This window comes from Nocardiopsis sp. NPDC101807, assembly GCF_044766605.1.
In the GTDB taxonomy this organism is placed as follows: domain Bacteria; phylum Actinomycetota; class Actinomycetes; order Streptosporangiales; family Streptosporangiaceae; genus Nocardiopsis; species Nocardiopsis tropica.
On the sequence record NZ_JBIWMK010000005.1, the window covers coordinates 498,868 to 518,780 of the forward strand.

Sequence of the window (19,913 nt, forward strand, 5' to 3'; positions counted from 1 at the left end):
GGGTCCACTCATTTTTCCGGGCCAGGTCAGGGGTATCGTCCCTGGTCGGAAGGGGTCTCATCGCCGGGCGTACGTACCCGCCGGGGTCACCTGACGGAGCCCTGCCCGTGCAGCAGCTCGACCAGGCGGCGCACCGCCGGGGCGCACCGGTCGCGCTCGTCGAAGCCGATCCACGCCAGCTCGGCGATCTCGTTGGCGGGCGCGGGTTCGCCGTCGTGCTCGGCGGAGTAGCAGGACAGCCGCACCCGCGTTCCCGGCGCCTTGTCGTAGGCCAGTTCGTCGATGACGGTGACGAGGCGGAAGGTTCCGGGGCGGAGCACCACGCCGACCTCCTCGTCGGTCTCGCGCGCCACGGCCTCCTCGTCGCTCTCGCCGGGCTCGCGCTTGCCGCCCGGGAGGTAGAACCGGTCGACGCCCTCGGTACGGACGCACAGCAGACGTCCGTCCCTCACGTGTACCCAGGCCAGGGCGTCGATCACGGCGGGGGTGCCGGGCTGCGCCGGCGGAGTCGAGGTCATGGGCCCACTGTAGGGCGAAGGGGGACTGCGCGACGAAGGGGGACGGCGGGGCGGAGGGCGACTGCGGGACGGAGGGGGACGGCGGGGCGAAGGGGGCCGTGGTGTGGGGGAGGGCTGTGCGTAGGGGAGGGCGGGGGAGGGGGACGCGCAGCGGGGGAGGAACCGCCGAACCCGCGCCCCGGGGGTGACGTGACGCACTAGCATCCAGTCAGCGGCGGACGGCGCGGGCCCCGGGGCCCGGGAGGGGCGGACGGCATGGAGACGCGGACCCGAGGAACGGCCCCGGCGGGGACCGCGGGAGCGACCGCAGGACCCCTCCTCGCGGGGGTCGCCGCGGGCGGCGGGATACCCCCGCAGTCCGACGCCTGCCGGGAGGCCCGCGAACAGGCGTACAACCTGTACAGCGCGGCGGTCGGGGCCTGCCTGAGCCGCGCGGACACCCGGCCCGAGCTGAGGGGGAGGGCCGCCGCGCTCCTGACGGAGGAGGCGCGCCTGCCGTTCCTCCTCCCGGACCGAATCGACGCCGTCAACGCGGAACTGCCCGCCGTGGTCGCCGCGCTGCGCGCCGAGCCCGTGCCGGTTCCGGACGGGGCCACGCCCCGGGACCCCGGCCGCGTCCTGGACGACGCGGACCTGGGCGCGCTGTTCGACCTGGCCCTGCGCGACCGCCTCACGGGTGGCGCGCGGGAGCACCCTCGGCTGCTGCTCCTCGGTGGCCAGCCGGGGGCGGGCAAGTCGACCCTGCAACGCTTGCTCCTGCCCGCCCTGCCGGAGGGCACCGTCAGCTACGACGGCGACGACCTGCTGAGGCTCGCGCCCGACTACGAGTGGGCGATGGCCGCCGACGACGCGGCCGCCTCGGATTCGCTGGCACGCCAGGTCGCCGGTCTGCACGGGCTCGCCCTGGAGCACGTGCGGTCGGGGCGGACGGACGTCGTGTGCAGCCACCCCCTCGGCCGCGCCGACTGGGCGGCCTCCTGGGTGGAGGGGTTCCGCGAGGCCGGGTACCGGGTCGAGGTGGCGTTCGTGGCCACCCACTCCTCCAACAGCCGCTTCGCGATCGCGGACCGCCACGCGCGGGCCCGCGCCCACCAGGGCTTCGGCCGGGTCATGCCGGAGTCTCACCATGACCGCTTCTACCTGGGCGTGCCCAACACGGTGGAGTTCCTGGAGACCCACCGGCTGGTGGACTCCCTCTACGTGCTCTCCCGGGACGGCGAGGTGCTCTACGCCAACCACCTGCGGGACGGCGACTGGCGCACCGAGCCCTTCGGCCGGATCGCCCTGGAGGCCGAGCGCGGCCGGCGTGAGCTGTGGCGCGACGTCACGGGATGAACATACGGAAGCCCTCGCCGGTGCGGGTGGGGGCTCCGCGCCGTGGGCTACTTCTCGCGCCGGGCGGTGCCGAGCAGTGCCCGCCACTCGGAGGAGGGGAAGGCGAGATGGCCGAGTTCCCTGTGCTGGGTGTCGCGGACCAGGCTCGCGCCGTGCACGTCTGCGACCTCGACACAGTTCTGGTCGCGGGCACCGGAGTAACTGCTCTTGCGGAAGGCGACCTCGACGCAGTCGCTGCGGTCGCTGTAGCTGGACTTGTGGAAGGTGATGTCCACGAGCTTCTGCGGGGTGGCTTCGCTGTGACCGGACCGGAAGGGCGCGAGTTCGCTCATCTCCTGGGTGTACCCGCTGACGTGGTGGCGTCGGTGGCCAGATGCGGTCAGGGCCCTGGGAGTGATTTCCTCCGAACCCTAACGGGCGGGTCTGTCCCGGATAGACTCGGTTCGGATGCTCTATTGCGAGAGCACTCAGGTGCAACAGGCCCCTCGCCCGGACCCGGGCGGGGGGCCTGCTTGCGTTGTGGGATGTGTCAGACCTTGTCGGTGCGGATGACACCGAGGGCCGCCGCCCACTCCGGCCCGGTGAACCCGAGGTGCCCAAGGTCGCGATTCTGGGTGTCGCGAACCAGGTGCTTGCCGGGGAGGTCTGCGACCTCAATGCAGTTCTGGTTGTGGTTGCTGTAGCTCGACTTGCGGAACTCAGGTGTGGTGGTCATGCTGCCGTGCTCTCTTCTCGTATGCCCGCGATGATCTGGGCAGACTCGACGGTATTCGATGCACTTGCCTGTAGGTGGCGGAAGGTTGTCGAGTAGCGGGCAACTTCGGCGGGGTCCTCCTCGAACAGTCCACTGCCGATCGCGTCTGTGTACACGATCGTGGGATCCAAGGGTTCCGGGAATTCCAAAACTGTGTACGGGATGCCGAGAGCAGGGTGTGCGCCAACGCTGAACGGGAGTACCTGGATGTCAATGTTCGGATACTGCCCGATGCGTTCCAGGTACTCCAGCTGGGCGCGCATCACCTGAGGACCACCGATCGGACGCCGGAGCGCCGCCTCATCGATGATTGCCCACAGGTGCGTTGGGCGCTCGTGCCTGTGCAAGATCTCGCGACGCGCCATGCGTGCTTCAACCTGACGCTGGATGTGCTCAAGGTCAGTGAGTGGCCCGCCTCGAAAGATTGCGTCGGCGTACTCGGGAATCTGGAGGAGACCCGGAATGGTAGCGGTCTCGTAGGTATGAATCTGGGATGCCTCGGCCTCGAAGTCCGGTAGGGAGTCGTGGCCGAACACGTCGCGGTACTTCCACCACCAGCCGCGCTCGCCAGCGTCCGCAGCTAGCTCGCGGAGCGCGTCCGTCTCGGCCGGAGTGGCTCCGTAGACCTCTGCGAGCGCGGCGACCTGACGAGCGGGCACTCGTCGAGTCTCAGCTGTCTCGATCTTCCCGAGAGCGGCACGGGAGATCCCGGCACGCTCCCCAGCCTCGGAACCGGTCAGGCCAGCGGCCTCGCGCATACGTCTGAGCTGCATTCCGAGCCGTCGTCGGCGCACGGTCGGCGAGTAGGTAGGGGATCGCATGGGGCAATGCTAGCGCCGTAATTTTAAGAGAATCTCGCAGATTCTCTTGTGAAGAGTCTGATTCTCGTGCACTATCGAATCACCTGCAGTGATCTCGTTAACACGAAGAGAAGCGAGAGCATCCCTATGTCCATATTTGTGTGCCTTCTGGTGCCCCTCATGTCTGTGTCGGGGCTTGCAGTCCGTGTCCTCGCGCACGCTGTGCGTCGGCGCGGAACCCGGGGCCGCCGCTACATCGACCGGCACATCTCTCAGCCGCCCCGCCCGCATGTGGTCACCGGGCCCATCCCGATCGTCTGGCCGAACAGCCGAACCGAGCTTCAGGCGTCGACGCCCCCACCGGAGCGTCCGCGTGTGGGCGGCCTCGCTCCTGTGATCCCCCTGTCCGCGAGGCGTCGCCGTGTCGACGCCTCGCAGCGCGGCCTGGTCGTGCTGATCGCGATCGCTCGGCAGGACGAGGCTCAGGGGGCGGCGGCATGACCCGGGTGTGCGACCTCCGCGAGCTTCCGACCATGGCCGCTCTCTCCGCGTGGGCCACCGCCCACGGGGCGGCCGTCACCTACCTGGGCCCCGACCTCCAGGGCCACGCGGTCTACGCGGCCCGCCGGGGGCCGGTCACGCGAGTGGTGACCGTTCCCGGCCCGGACCCCCACCCGCACCCGCTGACCTGGCAGTCTCCACTGGAGAACCTTCCCGCCGACACCCCGACGACGGTGGCCGGGGCAGCAGGCCGAGTCCCCGCAGCCTGGTCCGGCAACTCTGCTCCGTCCGGCAGCTCGGACCCGTCCGGCGACCCCGGCGTCCCGGCCAGGGGCCTGCGCGCCGTGTGGGCGGCGGCGATCCGCGCCGTCCCCGTCCTCTGAGACCGGGCGCGCCCTGAGCGGGGGCCGGGGCGCGCCCTTCCACACCTCCCCCGAGGAGCACGGCGTGGACGGCAGGACCAGGTGCGAGAAGACCACCAGCGGCCAGCACGACTACATCGCGGACCCGGCCGATCCGCGCTACCCCGACATCCGGACCATGCGGTGCCGCCACTGCGGCGACGCCGTCACCGTCACCCGAGGGTGACCGAACAGAGAGCAGGTCAGCATGACCACAGCCACAGCCACCATGACCATCACGGGCACGACCACAGCGACGATTCCACCCCCGACCCCAACCCCGGCCGCAGCCGTCCCGCCCGCCGTCCCGACTCCCGCGCCGGCCGTCTCGACCCCCGCGCCCGCCGTCCCGGCCCCCGCGTCCGACCGGTGGGGCCCGACCGCCGAGCAGGACTGCTCGATGTGCAGCGGGATCGGCGGAAAGTTCGTCACGACCGACGGCCGGTCCCCGCGCGAGGCGCTCGACGACTGGGTTCCCTGCACGGGCTGCAACGGCACGGGGAAGGTGCGGGACAAGTGACGTCCAGGACCCACAGCACGGACCACCTCCCCCTCGCCCGGGCCCTGGCCGACCGGCTCCGCGCGGACGGCGCACCGGAGCACATCGCGTCGCTGTTCCTCCGGGTGCCCCGGCACGAGTTCCTGCCCGATGTGGTGTGGGGCGAGGACCGCACCCGCTACGACCGCGCCGAGGACCCCGCCGCCTGGCTCCGCGCGGCCTACACCGACCAGGCGCTCACCACCCAGCGCGACGGGGGCCGCGAGGGCGGCATGGGCCTGCCCACCTCCTCCAGCTCCGCGCCGACGATCATGGCGCGCATGCTCGCCGCCGCCCGGATCGAACCCGCGCACTCGGTGCTGGAGATCGGCACGGGGACCGGGTTCAACGCCGCGCTGCTGTGCGAACTGGTCGGGGACGAGCGCGTGGCCACGATGGAGGTCGACCCGGCCGTCTCCGCCTCGGCCCGCTCGGCGCTGCACGCCGCCGGGTACGCGCCGGAGGCCGTGCACGCCGACGCGGAGCACGCCCGCCTGTCCGCTGCCCCGGCGTTCCACCGGGTCGTCGCCACGTGCCAGGTGGCGGACGTCCCGGCGGGGTGGCTCGCCCAGCTCCACCCGCGCGGTCTGCTCGTCACCCCGTGGGCGCCCACCCCGGGCGCGCCGTCCGGCGCGCTCGCGGTCCTGGAGAAGCGCGGCGGGGGGCTTCCGGCCGAGGGCCGCTTCGAGGGGAGCCTCGCGTTCATGTGGGCGCGCGGCCAGAGCAGGCCCGGCGGGCGGATCCCGGACGCGGACGCGGTCCCCGACCGCACCACCCGGGCGGAGGGGGACCCCCGCTACCTCCTCGACGGCGAGGGCGGCCTCCTCCTGGCGCTGCTCGTGCCCGACTGGGCGCACGGCATGGGCCGGGAGCCGGGCGCATCCGACCTGTTCATGTGGGTGGTGTCCACCCGCTGCGGGGCGTGGGCGCGGCTGCACCCGGACGGGTGCGTGGAACAGGGCGGAGGGACCCGGCGCCTGGTGGACGAGTTCGAGGAGGCGCTCACCCGGTGGCGAGAGCAGGGGGAGCCGGGCGTCGCGGAGTTCGGACTGACGGTGGACGACGAGAGCGGGAGCCGGTCCGTGTGGCTGCACGAGCCGGAGGCCGTCCTGTGGACCGCCCACCGGCCCGGCCGCCCGGACCGGCCCGGCCCTCCGGTCCACCCGGACCGCTCGGACCACCCCGGCCCTCTGGTCCACCCCGACCACCCCGACCAACCGGACCGCTCGGGCCGCCAGGTCCACCCCGACCACCCCGGCCACCCGGACCGCTCCGACCGATCGGGGGAGCCCCGGTGAGCGCGACCGAGTTCGGGGAACTGCTCACCCCCGCCGAGGTGGCGCGGCTGTTCCGGGTGGACCCCAAGACCGTCGCCAAGTGGGCCAGGACCGGACACCTCACCTCGGTCAAGACCCTGGGCGGACACCGGCGCTACCACGAGAGCGAGGTCAGGCGACTGCTCGACCGCAGGTGAACCCCCGTGCGCCCGGCTCCGACCGGGGCGGGGCGCACGGGACCGCCACCGCGCCGCCTCCCGCCTCCCGCCGTCCGCCCCCTGTCCCACCGCCCCCTCGCGGAGCCGGGCGGGGGCGGCCGGGGGCGGCCCCGCCGGGAGGCGGACGGCGGGCGCGGGCCCGCCCCTACCCCCCGGCCAGCCCGGCCATGGCCTGCCGGTCCTCCTCGCCGAACCTCTCCTCCAGCTCCTCCGGGGCGGCGTCCACGTCGATCCGGGACAGCGGGACCCCGCGCGCGGACTCGATCGCGCCGAGCCGCCGCAGCGCCCGGTCCCCGGCGTACCTCAGCAGCTCGCCCGGCGGCAGCTCGTAGCGCCGCGTCCCCGAGGACCCCGGGAACTCCTCGCCCCGCTCCACCGTGGACATCACGTGCGGCAGCAGCTCGTCCAGCCGCTCCCGCACCACGTCCCAGTTGGCGTCGTCGGCCGCGACGTGCCTGCGGCACGTGAAGGTGCCCCACGCCATGTGGCGGCGCTCGTCGTCACCGATCCGCCGCACGATCTCCCGCATCCCCGGGAACAGGTTCCGGACGGTGCACACGTGGTTCCACGCGTAGTAGCCGGTGAGCGCGAGCGAGCCCTCGATGACGTGGTTGTAGGTCACCGACGCCCGCACCTGGTTGCGCGGGCCGGGGTCCTCCAGGAGCGCCTCCAGCGAACCTGGCAGCTCCTCGTAGAACAGCGCCCGGTAGCCGGGGTTGTCGTCCACGTACCCGTGCAGGTCCTCCTGCACCCCGAGGGCGTCCAGCCACAGCCGGAACGCCTGCACGTGCTTGGCCTCCTCGAAGGCGAACTGGGTCAGGTACATCTCGTCCCCGAGCCGGCCCTCCGCCGCCATCGCCCGCAGGAACGGCTGGAGGTCCTCGGTCACGGCCTCCTCGCCCGCCACGAAGAACGCGCACAGCCTGAGGATGCGCTCGCGCGCCTCCCCGCCGAGGCCCTTCCAGTCCTCGGCGTCCCGGGAGAGGTCGACGTCCGCCGGGTTCCAGAAGCGGGCGTTGCCCTTGGCGAACAGCCTGAGGGGCAGGGAGTCCCAGTTCAGGCCGCCGTTGCGGAGGGAGTGGAACCCCGTCCGATGTCCGGAGGGGGAGGGGGTCGGCGTTCCGGTGGCGGGGGCGGGCTCGTCGGGCACGGGAGGACCTCCAGGGGGTGGACTGCCCCTCATGATTGGACACGGAAGGCTCTCGTGTAAAGGGCTTCGGCGGCATCCGCCCCGCGAAAACCGAATTCGGTTCGGTTGGAAGGGTGGTCCCCCGTGCGGCGGTCCGCCCCCGTGCGGCAATCCGCTTCCCCGTGCGGCGACGCGCCCCTCCGGGTGGCGGTGCGCCCCCGTGCGGCGGTCCGCTTCCCGTGCGGCGACGCGCCCCCGTGCGGCGGCCCGGTCGGCATCACGGCGAGCCGCCCCCCGCCGAAACGGTACGGTCGGGGAGTACCGCCCGCACTGAACGATCCGATCGGGGGACGACGTGTTCTGTGGTGATCCCGGCACCGCCGGTTACGCCGCCTGCGCCGCCCAGACCCAGCTCTTCGCGCTGGCCTCCGCCATCCCCGCGCTCCTCGGGATGGTGCTCCTCGTGGCGGCCTTCACCGCCCCGTCGGTCCGCGGGGACCGGATCCTGCGCACCCGCACCCTCAGCTACTCCCTGGTGGCGTGGGGCATCGCGGCGGGCACCTACGTCATGGGCGGGCTGCCCTCCGTCTGACGGCCGGGGCCCGGCGCCGCGCCCGGAGAAGGCGCGCCCGGCCGGGCGCCGCGGGTTCCCGGTGACGGAGGACCGGGGGCCCGCCGCCCGGGCCCGGCCCCTGCTCCCGGGGGGCGGGTCCCCTCCCGTCCCCGGAGGCGAGGGACCGCGCCCCTCCCCGCCCTCCCCAACCTCCCCATTCGCCCCTCCGCCGTGACCCCGTACTCCTGGCGGGGTTCGGCGTCGGGATCGGCCACAAGGACAAGATCATCGGGGGTGGGCGCCGCCCGCTCCCGCCGACCTGTCTGGCGGCCCAGCTATACAAAGCGAGTATACGCGGCGTGTATAGTCGCCGGCATGACTCTCGGCCAGACATTCCTGGGGCTGCTCGAAACACGCTCCCAGCACGGATACGACCTCAAACGGGCCTACGACGAGCGCTTCGCCGGCCAACGGCCGCTCGCCTACGGGCAGGTGTACGCCACCCTCTCCCGCCTGCTCAAGCACGGGCTGGTGGAGGTGGAGGCGGTCGAAGCCGGCGCGGGCCCCGAGCGCAAGCGCTACACCGTGACCGACTCCGGGGTCACCGACGTCGAACAGTGGCTCGCCACACCGGAGAACCCCGATCCCTACCTCCAGAGCACCCTGTACACCAAGGTCGTGCTCGCCCTGCTCACCGGCCGTTCGGCCGACGGGATCCTCGACGTCCAGCGCGCCGAGCACCTGCGCCGGATGCGCGAACTCACCCGCCGCAAGACCGGCGGAGACCTGTCCGACCAGCTCATCTGCGACCACGCCCTGTTCCACCTGGAAGCCGACCTGCGGTGGCTGGAACTGACCGCCGCCCGGCTGAACGACCTCGCCGACGAGGTGCGCGGCAGATGAGCCGACCCGCCTCCCGCGCCCTTCCCGGCCGCCTCCCCGAGGACCCCGGCGCCCCCCTGCTCACCGGCTCCGGCCTGCGCAAGTCCTTCGGCCTCACCCGGGCCCTGGAGGACGCCTCCCTCGTCCTGTACCCCGGCGAGGTCGTCGCCGTCATGGGCCCCTCCGGCTCGGGGAAGTCCACCCTCCTGCACTGCCTCGCCGGCGTGGTGCGGCCGGACGCCGGGTCCATCGAGTACGACGGCCAGGACCTGGCCGCCGCCTCGGACACCCGGCTCAGCGCGCTGCGCCGCTCGGAGTTCGGCTTCCTGTTCCAGTTCGGCCAGCTCGTCCCCGAACTCTCCTGCCTGGAGAACGTCGCGCTCCCCCTGCGGCTCGGCGGGCGGTCCCGCCGCCGGGCCGAGCACGACGCAGCCGAGTGGCTGGACCGGCTGGACGTGGGCGAACTCGCGCACAAGACCCCCGGCGAGTGCTCGGGCGGCCAGGGCCAGAGGGTCGCGGTGGCCCGCGCCCTCGTCACCCGCCCCCGGGTGGTGTTCGCCGACGAACCCACGGGCGCCCTCGACTCCCTGAACGGGGAACGGGTGATCCGCATGCTCACCGAGGCGGCCCGGGAGTCCGGGGCCGCCGTGGTCGTGGTGACGCACGAGGCCCGGGTGGCCGCCTACGCCGACCGCGAGGTCGTCTGCCGGGACGGCCGCACCCTCGACGTCGGGGGGCCGGGATGAGCCCCCGGGACCGAGCCCCCGCCGGAACCGGTCCGGAACGCGACCGCCCGTCCCCCCTCGGCGAACTCCTGCTGGGCGCGCAGCTCGCCCTGCGCGGCGGCCGGGAGGTCGTCCTCCGGACCGTCCTCACCGCGATCGGGGTCGGCGCGGCCACCGCCGGGCTGCTCCTGGCCGCCGGGCTGCCGACCGCCCTGGACCACCTGTCCGAGCGGAACGCGGCCCGCATGGACCACCAGGTGGCCCCCCACCCCGCGCCCCCGGCGGGCGACGACACCCTGCTGATCGGCATCGCCACCACCGTCCACGAGGGGCAGGAGGTCCACGGGAGGCTCCTCCGGGCCGAGGGGTCCGATCCCCCGCTCCCGCCCGGCGTGGCCGAGATCCCCGGGCCGGGCGAGCTCCTCCTCTCCCCCGCGCTGGCCGACCTGCTCGACGCCCCGGGCACAGAGGCCCTCCGGAGCCGGTTCGACCACCCCGTCGTCGGGGAGATCGGCCCCGAAGGGCTTCGGGGACCGCACGAACTGGCCTACTACCTCGGCAGCGAGGACCTGGCCGTGGAGAACGCCGGCATCCGGATCACCGAGTTCGGAGGGGAGCCGGGCCCCGTCGTGCGGGGGCCGGTCGTCGTGCTCCTCGGCATGGTGGGCGTGGTCGTCATGCTCACCCCCGTCGTGGTCTTCCTCGGCGCGGCGGTGCGCTTCGGCGGTGAACGGCGTGAGCGCCGCCTGGCCGCGCTGCGGCTCATGGGGGCCGACCGCCGGGCCGTCCGGCGCGTCGCGGCCGGGGAGACCCTTCCCGGTGTCGGGCTCGGCCTGGTGCTCGGGGCGGTGCTCTTCCTCGCCGGGCGTCCGATCGTGGAGGCGGTGGGGGTGGGGCCCGGTCTGTACGCCGGGGACGTGGCACCGCACCCCGTGCTCGGCGCGCTGGTGTTCGGCGGGGTTCCGCTGCTCGCCCTGTGGGTGGTGCTCGCCTCCCTGCGCGGGGTCGTGGTCGAACCGCTCGGCACCGTGCGCCGCGCCGAACGGCCGCGCCCCAGGGTGTGGTGGCGTCTGCTGCTCCTGGTGCTCGGCGTGGCCCTGATCTGGCTGAGCATGGACCTGCAGACGGCGGAGCGCCTGGGCCTGGACGGGGTCGGGGGACTGCCGATGACGGCGATCGGGCTCCTGGCCGCGCTGTTCGGCACGACCGCCGTGCTGCCCTGGCTGGTGGACCGGCTGTTCCGACGCGCCTCGGGCGGCCCCCTCTCGCTCCAGCTCGCGCAGCGCCGGCTGGCCGCGGCGGGCGGCGGTCCCACCCGGGCGGTCAGCGGCATCGTGGTGACCGTCGCGGGGGCCATCGCGCTGCAGAGCCTGTTCGCGAACGCCTGGGCCGATGCGTCGGTGACCCTCGCGGACACCGCCCAGGAGGCGTACGAGGAGAGCGAGTTCGGTCCGTCCCGGTTCCAGCTCCAGGCGGACCTGTGGATGCCCCCCGCCGACGACGACCCCGCCGGGACCGTGGCGCGGGTGCCCGGCGTGGAGGAGACCGCGGCCTTCCGTACGGTGTGGGGCGCCACCGGCGACGGTACCGGCGTCACGGTCCGGATCGCCGACTGCGAGGTCCTGCGGCAGATGGCCGACCTGCCCGCCTGCTCCCCCGGGGACGTCTTCAGCGCGCTGCCCGGGCTGGAGGCCGGCGACACCCTCATGGTCCGCCCGAGGGAGGACGCGACGGAGACCCCCTGGGTGCTGCCCCCGGTCTCCGGTTTCGAGGGGGATCTGGTCGAACACCCCTGGAGCGCGCTAGGGCTGACGGCGCGGGACGTCGTCCTCGCCACCCCGGAGGCCGCCGCGGCGCCCGAGGGGATCGCCGTCCGGAGCACGGTCTGGATCAGGGCCGACCCGGCCGTCCCCGGCATGGAGGAGGGCCTCAGGCACACCGTCGGGTACCTGGACCCGACCTCGCGCCTGGACGTCCCGATCACCACCGTGGTCAACCCGGCCATGGCCGACATCCGTGACGCGCTCGTGGCCGGAGCCCTGGCCTGCCTGACGGTGATCGCCGCCGGGCTGGTGGTGGGCACGGTCGAGCAGGTCCGGGAGCGCCGGCGGGTGCACGCGGTGCTCACCGCGTTCGGCACCCGGCGGAGGACGCTGGTGGCCTCGGTGGTGTGGCAGACCACGCTGCCCGTGCTCCTGGGCATCGTGCTGGCCACGGCGGCCGGGACCGCCCTCGGGGTCATGGTCCAGAGGGTGGCCGGGCTCCCCGTGCGCTTCATCCCGGTGGAGACCCTCGTCATCGCGGGCGCCGGCGTGGGCGTGGCGGCCCTGACCACCCTGCTCGCGGTGCCCGCGCTGCTGCGGACCATGCGCCCGGAGGGCCTGCGCTCGGAGTGAGCGGGGCCCGGCCGGGCGCCGCGGGTCCCCGGTGACGGAGGACCGGGGCCCGCCGCCCGGGCCCGGCCCCTGCTCCCGGGGGCGGGTCCCCTCCCGCCCCCGGAGGCGAGGGCCCCTCCCGTCCCCGGAGGCGAGGGCCCCTCCCGCCCCCCTCTGCCGTGATTCCGTACTCCTGGCGGGGTTCGGCGTCGGGACCGGCTATGGGTACGAGCTCACCGGGGGCAGGGGCGCTCACTGCCACCGGGGGTGGGCCCACGTCATCGGCGGAGGGCCCGTCCGGCCCCGGCCCCTCCCCTAGATCTCCTCGCCGGACAGCAGGTCCGACGCATCGGTGATCCGGTACGCGTACCCCTGCTCGGCCAGGAAGCGCTGGCGGTGCGCGGCGTAGTCCTGGTCGAGGGTGTCCCTGGCGACCACCGCGTAGAAGCGCGCCGCGCGTCCGTCGGTCTTGGGCCGCAGGACCCGTCCCAGGCGCTGGGCCTCCTCCTGCCGGGACCCGAAGGAGCCGGACACCTGCACCGCCACGCCCGCCTCGGGCAGGTCGATGGAGAAGTTCGCGACCTTGGACACCACCAGCGTGCGCAGCTCGCCGGAGCGGAAGGCGTCGAACAGCCTCTCGCGCTCCTTGTTCCTGGTCTCGCCCTTGATCACGGGGGCGCCCAGGGAGGCGCCCAGCTCGTCCAGCTGGTCGATGTAGGAGCCGATGACCAGCACCTGCTCCTCCGGGTGGCGCTCCACGATCTGCCGCACCACCGAGGTCTTCGTCTCGGAGGAGGCGCAGAACCGGTAGCGGTCCTCGGGCTCGGCGGTCGCGTAGGCCAGGCGCTCGGACTCCGACAGGTCCACCCGGACCTCCACGCAGTCCGCGGGGGCGATCCACCCCTGGTTCTCCATGTCCTTCCACGGGGCGTCGTAGCGCTTGGGGCCGATGAGCGAGAACACGTCGCCCTCCCGGCCGTCCTCCCGCACCAGCGTCGCGGTGAGCCCCAGGCGGCGCCGGGCCTGGAGGCCCGCCGTCATCCGGAAGATCGGCGCCGGCAGCAGGTGGACCTCGTCGTAGACCACGAGCCCCCAGTCGCGGGCGTCGAACAGCTCCAGGTGCGTGTACACGCCCTTGCGCCTGGCGGCCATCACCTGGTAGGTCGCGATCGTGACCGGCCGGATCTCCTTGCGCGTCCCCGAGTACTCGCCGATCTCGTCCTCGGTGAGGGACGTGCGCCTCAGCAGCTCCGTCTTCCACTGGTGGACCGAGACGGTGTTCGTCACGAGGATGAGGGTGGTCGCCCCGGTGAGCGCCATCGCCGCCGCGCCCACCACGGTCTTGCCCGCGCCGCACGGCAGCACGACGACGCCGGAGCCGCCCGCGTGGAAGCTCTCCGCGGCCTCCTTCTGGTAGCCGCGCAGCTCCCAGCCGTCCTGGTCCAGGCCGATGGCGTGCGCCTCGCCGTCCACGTACCCGGCCAGGTCCTCCGCGGGCCAGCCGATCTTCAGCAGCGCCTGCTTGAGGTTGCCGCGCTCGCTGGGGTGCACGGCCACCGAGTCCTCGTCCAGCCGCTCGCCGAGCATGCCCTTGAGCTTCTTGGCCCGGACGACCTCCTCCAGGACGGCCCTGTCCGAGGACTCCAGGACCAGCCCGCGCACGGGGTCGCCGACGATGCGCAGGCGCCCGTAGCGCTGCATGGTCTCGGCGATGTCCACCAGCAGGGAGTGCGGCACCGGGAACCTGGAGAAGCGGATCAGCGCGTCCACGACCTGCTCGGCGTCGTGTCCGGCGGCGCGCGAGTTCCACAGCGCCAGCGGAGTGATCCGGTAGGTGTGCACGTGCTCGGGCGCGCGCTCCAGTTCGGCGAAGGGCGCGATGGCTCGGCGGCACTCGCCGGCGAGCTCGTGGTCGACCTCCAGCAGGAGCGTCTTGTCGGACTGGACGATCAGGCAGGACACACGGACCTTCAATCTCGCGGGGCGGGGGGCGGCCTCAGGTGCAACGCGTCCGGGCCCCTGATCATGCCCTGCCGCCGAAATGCCCGCCCGGCCCCGTGCCCGGCCGCCGGAACGGCGTCCTCCGGGGGCGGGGCGTCCGTGTCCGCCGCTGTCCGGGCGCCGTCGAGTCCTGGCCCCCGGGGGCCAGGGGCCCGCGCCCGCGCCCGCCGCACCGGCGCGGCCCGTGCGGGGTCAGGTCTCGGAGGTGGCGATGGCGAAGCCGATCAGGCACGCGAGGACGACCATGATCGCCAGGATGACCCCGTTGGAGATCCAGGCGTAGCGGAGGTGCCGCCGCGCCTTCTCCCGGTCGACCTTCTCCGTGAGGGAGAGCGCCGAGAACACGAGGCCGACGACGCCCAGGAACCCGCAGCAGGTCACCACGAGGAGGATCGACACCACCAGGGCGGCGATGGCGCTCGTCTGGTTGGGCGGGGCCTCCTGGTACGGAGCGCCGTACGGCTCCAGGTGGTGCACGGGCTCGGCGGCGGGGTCGCCGTAGCCGCCCGGGGGCGGCGGGTACCCCGCGGGGTCGCCGTAGCCGCCGGGCGGCTGCGGATAGGGGCTGCCGTAGGGGAGGCCCTGCGGGTGGGGCTGTCCTGCGGAGGGGCTGCCGTAGGGGTCGCCGGGACCGGACTGCCAGTTCTCGCTCAAGGTCGTGATCTCCGGGAGGTGTCGGTGTGTGGGGGAGGGGTGGGAGCCGCGGGGGACGGCGGGGTCGCGGGGCGGTGCCCGGGGCCCGGTCAGAGGCCGGGGACGGGGCCCGTTCCGCGCGACCGGCCCGCCCGGACCGGCGGGGCCCGGTCAGACGCTGAGGATCACCACCGCCAGGAGCATGAGCGGGATGAAGAACACCACCGACAGCGCGGCGTAGGCGAAATTGCACGCCCACGCGTACCGGAGGTGGCGCTCGACCTCGGCCGCGTCCGGGTAGCGCCTGACCGCCATGACCCCGAAACCGATGCCGGGCAGGTTCGCCACGAGGAGGAAGAACCACATGCCCAGGTACAGCCCCAGGACGGGCACCACCAGGCTGAGCAGCGCCGCCACCAGGGCCGCGACCGCTCCCCCCAGCCGGGCCGGGGGACCCGTGGGGCCGACTCCGGTGTGGGGCCCGGGGCGGTGGCCGAACGACCCGCCGGCCGCCGGACGCGAGGGGTGCGCGGTCCGCGGGCCACTCGCGTCCGGCGGCCGCACGGAGCCGAGCGTGGAGCCCTGTTCGCGCTCCCAGAAGGCCTTGGGTCCGCCCTGGCCGCTCATCACCGCTCGTCCGCCTCCCGTCGGCCGCAGGGGCCGTCGTCGCCGAGCCGCCCTCGCGGCCGTCCCATACTGCCGCATACCCAGCCCGCCGCGCGCGGACCCGGCGTCCGGCGGCACGGTTCGTCAAACACCGGTCAGTAGTTGGTCACCGGGACGATCCCCTGGATCCACGAGCCCGCCTGGGTGAACATCACGAACGTCAGCACGAGCATCACGAAGAACATCACCCCGGCGGCGCCCAGGCAGTACCAGGAGTAGCGGGTGAGCGTCTCCGCCTGGACGGGGCGGCCCCGGTCGCGCGCGTGGGCGGCGCGCACCGCGAACACGATCCCGGCGACCCCGAACAGCCAGTTCGCGCAGCACAGGAACGTGAGCGCGTGCAGGATCAGGGCCATCGTCGAGCTGCTGGCACCGCCGGGGAGCGGCGTCCGGGACCCCTCGCGGGCGTCGTCGCGCTCGTCCCACCCCTCCCGCTCGTCCGGTTCGTCGGCGCGGGGGCGGTCCCGGGCGGCGCGGTCGTCCGGACCGCCGCCGCGGGGCTCCCGGCGCCCCGCACCGCGGCTCCGCCCACGGCCGCCGTCGCGGTCGTCGTCGCGTCCGTGGTCGCGGGGGGACGATGCCCCGGGGGGCAGCGATGTGTCGCTCATGGGGGTGTCTCTCGCTGTCGGTGGGCGGACCGGCTCGCACCCACACTAGAGGGCGTGCCCGGCGGGCGCCCTCCCCGCTGCGCGACGGGCGGGGCCCACCGGACACACTAGATCGTTGACGGGAAATGTGTGCCCCCGTCAGCGGTCGTGGGCCACCGACGACCGCTTGACCGGGACGCCCACCAGCCAGTCGTGCCAGATCGCCGCGTTGAGCGCGCAGACGCGCCGGCACACCCGCACCCGGAGCCCCTCGGCGGTGCGCGCGGCACGGCGCTCCGGGCCGAGCCGGCTCCTCGGCGTCCAGATCACCGACGCCCCTCGTCATGCCCGCAGCGGGTTCAGGGATCTCCCATCGACGATCTAGTGCGGCTCCGCCGCCCCTCGCCGGTCGCCGCCGGGGACGCCGTCCCCGCCCTCGGGCTCCGGCCCGTCCAGCTCGGCGACGGCGTTCACCCGGTGCACGGCGAACCGGTGCACGGACGCGCGCGTGGCGTCGTAGGCGGTGAGGAAGCCCCCGTCCACCCCCGAGGGCTCCACGATCCGGCTCACCTGCCGTCCGTCCGTGTCCGTGTAGCCGATCCACACCCGTCGGCCGTCCTTCGCCGCCCGGGTGAGCGCCTCCAGCACCGCCGCGTTCCTCGACCCGGGCGGCCCGTCCTCCGGGAGGGGGATCGGCGTGCGCGCCGCGTTGGACGCCTCGTCCCCGGCCCGCACCGCCCGCACGGCGGCGCGCGCCGTCTCCCGGAACGACCCCCCGGGCGGCGGCGGGGCGTCCGCCGGGTCGGACCGCCGCGCCTCGGGGCGGCTCAGCCGCATGGACCCGTCGCCGCTCTCGGGCACCGGGTGGTAGCCGAGCTGGCGCAGCCGCTCCATGAGCGCGGCCCGGTTGGAGCGGCTCGCCACCACGGTGGGGGCCAGCCGGAACAGCCCCAGGTCCTGGGCCCGGCGGTCCCCGAGCAGCTCCTCCAGCAGGGCGGGCTCGTCGCAGCGCAGGTAGCCGGAGGCCGACCCGGCCCGCAGCCGTCCGTGCCGGCGCCCCACGTCCGACACCAGGTAGCGCAGCGCCTGCGGAAGGGGGGTGCGCGAGTGGCGTTCGAGCAGGGCGGTGATGTCGGCGACGCCCTGACCCGCGTCCAGGGCGCGGCGCACGGACTCCTCCGTGAAGCGGTACACGGTGGCGCCGCCGGTGGACTCCACGTCCGCGACCAGCGCGAGGTCGCGGGCGAGGCCGGTGACGAGGGGGCCGGGGGCCACCGCCGTCAGGTCGCCCTGCACCAGCACGTAGTCCAGCGGCTTCGGCATCTCCGCCGCGAGCACCCTCGCGGCGGCGTCGTCCTCCCCCTCCAGCAGGGGGCGGGTGTGCTCGGCCAGCGCCCCGCGCCCGGTCAGCCCGAGCGCGGCGGCCTCCGCGGCGGCGATCTCCACCAGTTCGGCGTAGACGGGCGACTGGCGGCGCGGGCGGCGCCACGACAGGCGCGAGGCCAGCGACCCGGGCAGCGGGGCGAACCCGGGCGGGGCGGTGGCCATCTCGCCCAGCAGGTCGCGGCGGGCCTGGGGGGCCGCGGGCCGGACCAGCCCGGCCCCGAGCACGTTGCGCACCCGGCCGCCGGAGTCGCGCGACCCGTTGAGGGACGCGACCCGGTCGGAGTCCAGCCACGCGGAGGCGAGCCGCAGCCAGCGGCGCTCGGGCGGGGTCTCCCGCCACACGTCGTACGCGCGGGTGGGCAGCCACTCGCCCTCGACGCGGTCGTCGGCGCCGAGCAGCCCGGCGGCGTGGGCGACCTCCACGAACAGGGCGGCGGTGGTCTCGTCGGTGTCCATCGCCTGGGCCGCGCGGCGGAGGTCGCGCACCCCCAGACCGCCGTTGCGGAGCACGGCGGCCGGCTCCTGCGACCAGCGTTCGAGCAGTTCCTCGATCGCCCGCAGCACCGTGAACGCCTGCCCGGCCGCCGCCCGGGTGACGGCCTCGCCGGGGTTCGGGGTGCCCTCGAACGGCGGCGGCTCGGTGGTGACCTCGCGGAACAGCAGCCCCGAGCGGAGGGCCAGGGCGGCCTCGCGCGGCAGGGTGAGGGTGTCGTCCCCGCTGGGGAGGAGCAGCGCCCGGGCGATCAGCGTCTCGACGGGGGAGGAGGCGCCGGCGAGGGTGACCTCGCGGCGGGCGTCGGAGACGGTCCCGTTGGGGGGACCCCACGCCATCCCGTCGAGCAGCCTGCGCGCCTGCGGGCCGGCCTGCCCGATGAGCCCCAGGACGCGGCCGGGGTCGGCCAGGAGCGTCGCGACCGCCTCGACGGGCGTGTGCGCGGTGCTGTCGGGGACCAGGTCGCGGGCGAGCCGCGCGGCGGCGCCGTGCGGAAGGCCGGCGAGGAGCACGCGCGCCGGCGGCCCGAGCTGCGCCGGGTGGGGGATCAGGTCGCGCAGCACCTGGACGGGGCGGATCCTGCCCCTGTCGGGCCAGACCAGGGCCAGTTCGAGCAGGGTGTCCAGGGCGTCGGCGAGGGGGTCTCCGGCGGCGCCGTCCTCCGTCGCGGACCCCTGGCGCCCGGAGGCCGCTCCGCCGCCCGCCGGGCCGGGCAGGGGGAGCGTGCCCAGCGCCTCGGCCAGTTCCACGGTCTGGACGCCCACCGGTTCGGACAGCCGGTCGTCGCCGAGCGCGATGACGGCCTCCAGCACCTGGAGGGTGAACCGGTCCAGGCGTTCGAGGACCCTCAGGACCGCGTTGCGGCTGGTCGCGCGGGCCGCGAGCGCGCCGATGTCGGCCGGGACCGGCTGTGCCAGGTCGGGCCGTGCGGCCAGCAGGGCGGCGAGCTCCCCGTCCGACCGGCTGCGCAACCAGGAGGTGAAGGTGGGGGGACGGCCCGGGGCGGGGGCCGCGGGGCTCCCCCCGCCCGGCACGTGCTCGTCGGGTGCTGCGTTCTCGGTCATCGGGTCCACGCTAAGCGATGCCGGGTCCCGTGTTCGCGTGAGTCCCGGCGGTTCCCCGTTGTCACCACCCGTCACCGAGGGTGAGACCGTATCCGAAGACGATTCGGTGACCGAAATTGCGCAGGGGGGTTAAATGCCAGGTCGTTGTCGGCCAATATTGGAGTCATGACCCAGCGCTCGGAACAACTGGTACTGGACTATCTGTCCGAGGTCGGCCTGGTCCTGCACGGTCGCATGTCGGCGAGGGAGCGCACCGCCTTCCTCTCGGAGCTCCGCTCGCGGATCGACGCGCGCCGCGCGGCGGCGGAGGGCGGCCCCGAGGCCGTGAGGGGGATCCTCAGGGGCCTCGGCAGCCCGGAGGACCTGGTGGAACGCGAGATCGCCGGACGCGACCTCGACATCGAGGACGCGGAGCTGATCCCGCCCAGGCCGCGCCACGCCGACCGGCCGCCGCCGCCGTGGCGGGGCGGCCCCAGCCGCGGGCTGATGTCCCTCGTGGAGGGCCCCCGGCAGACGGACATCCACGTCACCGGCCGCCGCGCGGACCGCGCGGAACGCGCCGCCCGCGCCCCCGGGGGCCGGAGCGGTCCGCCCGGGGCGGTGGCGCTGGTGCGCCGGCACCCCGCGGAGGCGGCCGCCCTGGGCCTGATGCTGCTCACGGTGCCGTGGTCGCTGAACCTCGCCTACCTGTGGGTGCTCGGCGCCGCGCTCGTCGTGCTCAGCCAGGTGTGGAGCGCCGTGGACAAGTGGGTCGGCGTCGGCCTGCCCCTGGTGGCCTGCCTGGTCGGGATGGCCCTGTGGCCGGGGGAGGCCGAGTTCGTCGACCAGTACGTCCAGGACTCCCTGGCCGCCACGGGCGTCGTCGGCCTCGCCGTGGGCTCCCTGGCGGCCGTCGTGTACCTGTACCCGAGGGCGCGCCGCTCCGCCGACGCGGAGGAGCGCCGGGCGCGGGAATGACGCCCCGGCCGACGCGGGCTTTCGGCCCCGGCCGTTCCTTCCCGCGTTCTCCGGGGCGGGGCGGGAACGCGGTCGCGCCGTTCCGGCTGGTCATTGCTTGGCAAACGCTGGGGAATAACC

The 19,913-nt window shown here is 74.5% G+C and carries 22 protein-coding genes; 11 read left to right on the forward strand and 11 right to left on the reverse strand.

Annotation, left to right across the window (positions count from 1 at the left end):
- Positions 1 to 86: 86 nt before the first annotated feature.
- On the reverse strand, positions 87 to 518 hold the full coding sequence (locus tag ACIRPH_RS18435; protein ID WP_402915831.1) for an NUDIX domain-containing protein: 432 nt from the start codon (positions 516 to 518) through the stop codon (positions 87 to 89).
- Between the two features lie 255 nt (positions 519 to 773).
- On the opposite strand from ACIRPH_RS18435, the gene ACIRPH_RS18440 reads away from it, so the two are divergent.
- A complete protein-coding gene (locus ACIRPH_RS18440; protein WP_402915833.1) occupies positions 774 to 1,853 on the forward strand; it encodes a zeta toxin family protein in 1,080 nt (359 codons plus the stop codon).
- Positions 1,854 to 1,900: 47 nt separating this feature from the next.
- Here ACIRPH_RS18440 and ACIRPH_RS18445 read toward each other — a convergent pair whose 3' ends face one another.
- The 3 genes from ACIRPH_RS18445 to ACIRPH_RS18455 all read right to left on the reverse strand — a co-directional run bounded on the left by ACIRPH_RS18445 (position 1,901) and on the right by ACIRPH_RS18455 (position 3,428).
- Complete coding sequence (locus ACIRPH_RS18445; RefSeq protein WP_402915835.1) at positions 1,901 to 2,185, reverse strand: DUF397 domain-containing protein; 285 nt, start codon at positions 2,183 to 2,185, stop codon at positions 1,901 to 1,903.
- A 197-nt stretch (positions 2,186 to 2,382) separates the two neighbouring features.
- The gene (locus tag ACIRPH_RS18450) at positions 2,383 to 2,568 is read right to left on the reverse strand and encodes a DUF397 domain-containing protein (RefSeq protein ID WP_402915837.1); all 186 of its coding nucleotides are present in this window, start codon (positions 2,566 to 2,568) and stop codon (positions 2,383 to 2,385) included.
- Complete coding sequence (locus ACIRPH_RS18455) at positions 2,565 to 3,428, reverse strand: helix-turn-helix domain-containing protein (protein ID WP_402915839.1); 864 nt, start codon at positions 3,426 to 3,428, stop codon at positions 2,565 to 2,567. The genes ACIRPH_RS18450 and ACIRPH_RS18455 overlap by 4 nt, the downstream gene beginning before the upstream one ends.
- A gap of 512 nt (positions 3,429 to 3,940) precedes the next feature.
- Here ACIRPH_RS18455 and ACIRPH_RS18460 point away from each other — a divergent pair.
- The 5 genes from ACIRPH_RS18460 (at position 3,941) to ACIRPH_RS18480 (ending at position 6,321) form a co-directional block, all read left to right on the forward strand.
- Positions 3,941 to 4,291: a hypothetical protein gene (locus ACIRPH_RS18460; RefSeq protein ID WP_402915841.1), complete on the forward strand. Its 351-nt coding sequence runs from the start codon at positions 3,941 to 3,943 to the stop codon at positions 4,289 to 4,291.
- A gap of 64 nt (positions 4,292 to 4,355) precedes the next feature.
- Complete coding sequence (locus ACIRPH_RS18465; protein WP_402915843.1) at positions 4,356 to 4,496, forward strand: hypothetical protein; 141 nt, start codon at positions 4,356 to 4,358, stop codon at positions 4,494 to 4,496.
- A gap of 21 nt (positions 4,497 to 4,517) precedes the next feature.
- Entirely contained in the window at positions 4,518 to 4,829 is a 312-nt protein-coding gene (locus ACIRPH_RS18470; protein WP_402915845.1) for a hypothetical protein, read from the forward strand.
- On the forward strand, positions 4,826 to 6,145 hold the full coding sequence (locus ACIRPH_RS18475; RefSeq protein WP_402915847.1) for a methyltransferase domain-containing protein: 1,320 nt from the start codon (positions 4,826 to 4,828) through the stop codon (positions 6,143 to 6,145). Before ACIRPH_RS18470 ends, ACIRPH_RS18475 begins: the two co-directional genes overlap by 4 nt.
- Entirely contained in the window at positions 6,142 to 6,321 is a 180-nt protein-coding gene (locus tag ACIRPH_RS18480) for a BldC family transcriptional regulator (RefSeq protein ID WP_402915849.1), read from the forward strand. Before ACIRPH_RS18475 ends, ACIRPH_RS18480 begins: the two co-directional genes overlap by 4 nt.
- 166 nt (positions 6,322 to 6,487) lie before the next feature.
- On the opposite strand, the gene ACIRPH_RS18485 is transcribed toward ACIRPH_RS18480, so the two are convergent.
- A complete protein-coding gene (locus tag ACIRPH_RS18485; protein WP_402915851.1) occupies positions 6,488 to 7,492 on the reverse strand; it encodes a R2-like ligand-binding oxidase in 1,005 nt (334 codons plus the stop codon).
- A 334-nt stretch (positions 7,493 to 7,826) separates the two neighbouring features.
- On the opposite strand from ACIRPH_RS18485, the gene ACIRPH_RS18490 reads away from it, so the two are divergent.
- The 4 genes from ACIRPH_RS18490 to ACIRPH_RS18505 all read left to right on the forward strand — a co-directional run bounded on the left by ACIRPH_RS18490 (position 7,827) and on the right by ACIRPH_RS18505 (position 12,027).
- On the forward strand, positions 7,827 to 8,063 hold the full coding sequence (locus ACIRPH_RS18490; protein WP_402915853.1) for a hypothetical protein: 237 nt from the start codon (positions 7,827 to 7,829) through the stop codon (positions 8,061 to 8,063).
- A 336-nt stretch (positions 8,064 to 8,399) separates the two neighbouring features.
- Complete coding sequence (locus ACIRPH_RS18495) at positions 8,400 to 8,927, forward strand: PadR family transcriptional regulator (protein ID WP_402915855.1); 528 nt, start codon at positions 8,400 to 8,402, stop codon at positions 8,925 to 8,927.
- Positions 8,924 to 9,652, forward strand: coding sequence for an ABC transporter ATP-binding protein (locus ACIRPH_RS18500; RefSeq protein WP_402915857.1), 729 nt, complete (start codon positions 8,924 to 8,926; stop codon positions 9,650 to 9,652). The genes ACIRPH_RS18495 and ACIRPH_RS18500 overlap by 4 nt, the downstream gene beginning before the upstream one ends.
- Positions 9,649 to 12,027: an ABC transporter permease gene (locus ACIRPH_RS18505; RefSeq protein WP_402915859.1), complete on the forward strand. Its 2,379-nt coding sequence runs from the start codon at positions 9,649 to 9,651 to the stop codon at positions 12,025 to 12,027. Before ACIRPH_RS18500 ends, ACIRPH_RS18505 begins: the two co-directional genes overlap by 4 nt.
- A gap of 294 nt (positions 12,028 to 12,321) precedes the next feature.
- Here the strand turns inward: ACIRPH_RS18505 and ACIRPH_RS18510 are convergent, their stop codons facing one another.
- From ACIRPH_RS18510 to ACIRPH_RS18535, 6 genes are all read right to left on the reverse strand, one after another.
- Positions 12,322 to 13,968, reverse strand: a complete 1,647-nt coding sequence (locus tag ACIRPH_RS18510; RefSeq protein ID WP_402915861.1) for a DNA repair helicase XPB — start codon at positions 13,966 to 13,968, stop codon at positions 12,322 to 12,324.
- A 231-nt stretch (positions 13,969 to 14,199) separates the two neighbouring features.
- Positions 14,200 to 14,661 (reverse strand): DUF4190 domain-containing protein, encoded by a 462-nt coding sequence (locus ACIRPH_RS18515; protein ID WP_402915863.1) that lies wholly within the window; start codon positions 14,659 to 14,661, stop codon positions 14,200 to 14,202.
- Between the two features lie 150 nt (positions 14,662 to 14,811).
- Positions 14,812 to 15,267, reverse strand: coding sequence for a hypothetical protein (locus ACIRPH_RS18520; RefSeq protein ID WP_402915865.1), 456 nt, complete (start codon positions 15,265 to 15,267; stop codon positions 14,812 to 14,814).
- A 134-nt stretch (positions 15,268 to 15,401) separates the two neighbouring features.
- Positions 15,402 to 15,914, reverse strand: a complete 513-nt coding sequence (locus tag ACIRPH_RS18525; protein WP_402915867.1) for a hypothetical protein — start codon at positions 15,912 to 15,914, stop codon at positions 15,402 to 15,404.
- Positions 15,915 to 16,052: 138 nt separating this feature from the next.
- On the reverse strand, positions 16,053 to 16,223 hold the full coding sequence (locus tag ACIRPH_RS18530) for a hypothetical protein (RefSeq protein WP_402915869.1): 171 nt from the start codon (positions 16,221 to 16,223) through the stop codon (positions 16,053 to 16,055).
- 51 nt (positions 16,224 to 16,274) lie between these two features.
- On the reverse strand, positions 16,275 to 18,836 hold the full coding sequence (locus ACIRPH_RS18535) for a helicase-associated domain-containing protein (RefSeq protein ID WP_402915871.1): 2,562 nt from the start codon (positions 18,834 to 18,836) through the stop codon (positions 16,275 to 16,277).
- Positions 18,837 to 19,001: 165 nt separating this feature from the next.
- Between ACIRPH_RS18535 and ACIRPH_RS18540 the strand changes: the two genes are divergently transcribed.
- On the forward strand, positions 19,002 to 19,793 hold the full coding sequence (locus ACIRPH_RS18540) for a hypothetical protein (protein ID WP_402915873.1): 792 nt from the start codon (positions 19,002 to 19,004) through the stop codon (positions 19,791 to 19,793).
- The last annotated feature ends 120 nt before the right edge of the window (positions 19,794 to 19,913 follow it).

What these genes read in the sequence shown, in the direction of transcription:
- ACIRPH_RS18520 (WP_402915865.1), bottom strand. Translation starts at nt 15,267, where the DNA reads ATGAGCGGCCAGGGCGGACCCAAGGCCTTCTGGGAGCGCGAACAGGGC.
- ACIRPH_RS18450 (WP_402915837.1), bottom strand. Translation starts at nt 2,568, where the DNA reads ATGACCACCACACCTGAGTTCCGCAAGTCGAGCTACAGCAACCACAAC.
- ACIRPH_RS18435 (WP_402915831.1), bottom strand. Translation starts at nt 518, where the DNA reads ATGACCTCGACTCCGCCGGCGCAGCCCGGCACCCCCGCCGTGATCGAC.
- ACIRPH_RS18500 (WP_402915857.1), top strand. Translation starts at nt 8,924, where the DNA reads ATGAGCCGACCCGCCTCCCGCGCCCTTCCCGGCCGCCTCCCCGAGGAC.
- ACIRPH_RS18540 (WP_402915873.1), top strand. Translation starts at nt 19,002, where the DNA reads ATGACCCAGCGCTCGGAACAACTGGTACTGGACTATCTGTCCGAGGTC.
- ACIRPH_RS18470 (WP_402915845.1), top strand. Translation starts at nt 4,518, where the DNA reads ATGACCACAGCCACAGCCACCATGACCATCACGGGCACGACCACAGCG.
- ACIRPH_RS18440 (WP_402915833.1), top strand. Translation starts at nt 774, where the DNA reads ATGGAGACGCGGACCCGAGGAACGGCCCCGGCGGGGACCGCGGGAGCG.
- ACIRPH_RS18495 (WP_402915855.1), top strand. Translation starts at nt 8,400, where the DNA reads ATGACTCTCGGCCAGACATTCCTGGGGCTGCTCGAAACACGCTCCCAG.
- ACIRPH_RS18455 (WP_402915839.1), bottom strand. Translation starts at nt 3,428, where the DNA reads ATGCGATCCCCTACCTACTCGCCGACCGTGCGCCGACGACGGCTCGGA.
- ACIRPH_RS18445 (WP_402915835.1), bottom strand. Translation starts at nt 2,185, where the DNA reads ATGAGCGAACTCGCGCCCTTCCGGTCCGGTCACAGCGAAGCCACCCCG.
- ACIRPH_RS18535 (WP_402915871.1), bottom strand. Translation starts at nt 18,836, where the DNA reads ATGACCGAGAACGCAGCACCCGACGAGCACGTGCCGGGCGGGGGGAGC.
- ACIRPH_RS18525 (WP_402915867.1), bottom strand. Translation starts at nt 15,914, where the DNA reads ATGAGCGACACATCGCTGCCCCCCGGGGCATCGTCCCCCCGCGACCAC.
- ACIRPH_RS18460 (WP_402915841.1), top strand. Translation starts at nt 3,941, where the DNA reads ATGGCCGCTCTCTCCGCGTGGGCCACCGCCCACGGGGCGGCCGTCACC.
- ACIRPH_RS18505 (WP_402915859.1), top strand. Translation starts at nt 9,649, where the DNA reads ATGAGCCCCCGGGACCGAGCCCCCGCCGGAACCGGTCCGGAACGCGAC.